5 protein-coding genes are annotated in these 2,692 nt (G+C 59.8%); all 5 read right to left on the minus strand.

Annotated elements, in window-relative coordinates; translation table 11 throughout:
* A partial coding sequence (gene mobQ / locus B5F87_RS20235; protein WP_143405316.1) for a MobQ family relaxase occupies nt 1–869 on the minus strand: 869 nt, incomplete at its 3' end.
* A gap of 189 nt (nt 870–1,058) precedes the next feature.
* Nucleotides 1,059–1,355 carry a DUF3847 domain-containing protein gene (locus B5F87_RS20240; protein ID WP_087284442.1) on the minus strand — a complete coding sequence of 99 codons (297 nt, stop codon included), beginning with the start codon at nt 1,353–1,355 and terminating at the stop codon, nt 1,059–1,061.
* The gene (locus B5F87_RS20245) at nt 1,295–1,834 is read right to left on the minus strand and encodes a sigma-70 family RNA polymerase sigma factor (protein ID WP_087284445.1); all 540 of its coding nucleotides are present in this window, start codon (nt 1,832–1,834) and stop codon (nt 1,295–1,297) included. The genes B5F87_RS20240 and B5F87_RS20245 overlap by 61 nt, the downstream gene beginning before the upstream one ends.
* A complete protein-coding gene (locus B5F87_RS20250) occupies nt 1,831–2,292 on the minus strand; it encodes a sigma factor-like helix-turn-helix DNA-binding protein (protein WP_015574367.1) in 462 nt (153 codons plus the stop codon). Before B5F87_RS20250 ends, B5F87_RS20245 begins: the two co-directional genes overlap by 4 nt.
* 10 nt (nt 2,293–2,302) lie before the next feature.
* A partial coding sequence (locus B5F87_RS20255; protein ID WP_087284448.1) for an RNA polymerase subunit sigma-24 occupies nt 2,303–2,692 on the minus strand: 390 nt, incomplete at its 5' end.

Genomic DNA, 2,692 nt, shown 5'->3' on the forward strand with positions numbered 1-2,692 from the left:
CTGGGCTGCTGGCCCTCCGGCTTCTCGGCCTCGGCCTTCGACCAGTTGTAGAGGCGGGTAATGCGGGCCTTGATTTCTTTCAGCAGCTTGTTGTCGGCGGCGATCTGCCGGTTGACTTCTCCCTTGTCGGTGCGGATACCGCGCTTCTCCATCTGGCTGGCCGCTGGCCCCAGGTGGACAGAGGGGATTTTATCAATGCCCTGTCGCTTGTAGCTGCGGTGGTCTACCAGGGCGGGATGACCGGCGGCCTCCAATGCCCGGTTGGTATAAGCCGCCCATGCCGCCCGCCAAATCTCCACATTCCCTTTGTCGTTCCAGTCGGTGGTGTCCTCCCGGTGGTTCTTCCAGCCGCCTTTCCCGTCCGGGATGCGCTGGCCGTTCTCGTCCAGGTCGTATGCCTTGCGGCACTTCGCGCCCCATCCGCCATTTTCTTTTAAGGGCCGAACGGTCAGCATGATATGGACATGGGGGTTGCCGGTTCCCTTGTCATGGATGGCAAAGTCAGCGCACATCCCCTTGTCCACAAAGTTGTCCTTCACATAGGCCCGGACAAGGGCAAGCTGCTGTTCCCTGGACAGTTCACGGGGCAAGGCCGCCTCGATCTCGCGGGCAAGCTGACTGTCCCTGGCTTTCTCGACCTGCTCCACACTGTTCCAGAGGGTGGAGCGGTCTGCAAACTCTGGCGGGGCATGGGCGGGCAGCATGATTTCCGCATGGACAACGCCGCCTTTGCGGGTGTAATCATGGGTCAGGCCGTCCCATTCATTCGTCAGCTTGGTTCCGCTGCGGTAGGCGGCTGCGGCAACAGCGGAACGGCCCTCGCTGCGCTTGATGATACTGACGGGGATATGGCAAAAATCTATGGGGATCGCCTCCTTTCGGTGAGGGGTATTCAGGCCGCAGGGGACGGGACAGCCGCTTGCGGATGTTCTGTAACCTGTGGCGCACAAGGGGTTTGGGGAGTGTAGCGCCCCATCGCGCTCGGAGAGCGCAACAGCCCCCGGCAGGGCGCACGACACCGGAAACGGTGTATAAGTGCGCCCTTGTAAACAAGGGACTTACGGCTTGTCCCCAGATTTCAGCAGTTTTGCGGCCAGTTCTGCCGCCCCCGGAAGATGGGACAGGGCAATCAGGAACGCCTTGACCTCTACGCCGGGAAGGTCTGGGGCCAGAGGGAAAATGCCCTCCAAAATGGCCCCGCGCTCAATCAGGCGGCGGGTGCGGGCCTTGCGTTCCTCATTGCGCTGCTTGTTCTCCAAAATCTTCTGGTGGTTCTCAAGCTGCTGGATTTCCTTCAGGACTTCTTTGCGCTCGTCTTTTTTCTGTTTCGCTTGGGTGGTGCTGTCTTTGTGCATATCGCTTTCTCCTTTGGCGGCTTCATCCAGCCGCACTTGATATAATATTTCTGTAACTTGATGATGGCGTTGCGTACCGTGACAATAGCAGCCGATGTGGTAAAGCCCTCGGCCTCGGCAATCTCCTTGAAGGGCTTACCCTCCCAAAACCGGGCATGAAGGCAGCTTGTCTGCCGGGGTGTCAGGGTGGCAAGGGCCTCCTGGAGCCGTTCCACCATCAGGGTGCGGGCGGCCTCCTGTTCCCGTTCCGTTTCCTTCTCCATCAGAATATCCTCCGGGGAAACGGCCTGCTCCGGGAAATGGTTTTCCATGCCGGGGGATGCGTCCAGAGAGTAACAGTGATAGTGCTGCTTGGCGTCATTGGCGTCCTCTGCGCGGCTTTCCTCTACAATGGCGTCTGCCACCTCGTCCGGCACTTCCACAAAGGTGTCTTTCTTACAAATCGGGTAGTAGTATTTTTTCAGGTTGATGGTTTTCATAGGCCGCCTGTCCATTTCCGGTGTATGAAGTACCGGCGCAGCCGCCGGAGCGCCGCATGGATGGACTTTCCTGCCTGGGATGGGGTAATACCTTCCATCGCGGCAATATCCTTCACTTTCATCCCCAGCATATACCGGGCATGGACACGGCGGGCCTGCGTTGGGGGCAAAGAGGAAAGGGCCTCATAGAGCCGCCGGAGCAGTTCGGCATATTCGGCCTGCGCCTCCTTTTCCATCAGGTAATCCTCCGGCGATGGCTGCGCCCAGCCGATGGCGGCGTTCTCAATCCCATCATCGCAGTCAAGGGAGTAAAACGCCTTATAGCGGTACATCTTGCGCTCCCTGGCGGCCTCGGCCCGCTTGTCCAGCAGGAACGCCTCGACAATTTCATCGGACACTTCTACAAAGGTGTCCTCGGTGCAGAACGGGTAATATTGCTTGAGGTTGATCGTCTGCATAGGCCCGCCCTCACTCTGACGGGAAAAGGCCGTCATAGCAGCGGCGCATATTCCGCAGACCCCGCCGGATGGCAATACTGACCTTGCTGCTGTGTACGCCCTCCATCCGGGCAATTTTCGGCTGGTTGATACCGGCAATGTAGTAGGCCCGGACACGACGGGCCTGGGTGGGGGTGGCATGGGCCAGGGCTTCCGGCAAGGCGGCAACCAGCCGCAGGCGGGCGGCCCGTTCCTCACGCTCCAAAAGGATTTCCTCCGGCGATCTGCCGTGTTCCAGCGCGTAGTTCTCCGCCCAGCTATATGCGTCCAGGGAGTACCAGGCGCGGTGGTAGACCTTCCGGCGCTCATAGTTGTTCATCTCGCGCTGGGCCTGCCGCATGGCCTCCCAGACCTCGTCGCT

The sequence above is a fragment of the Eubacterium sp. An3 genome (genome assembly GCF_002159465.1).
Taxonomy (GTDB): Bacteria; Bacillota; Clostridia; order Lachnospirales; family Lachnospiraceae; genus Anaerobutyricum; species Anaerobutyricum stercoris.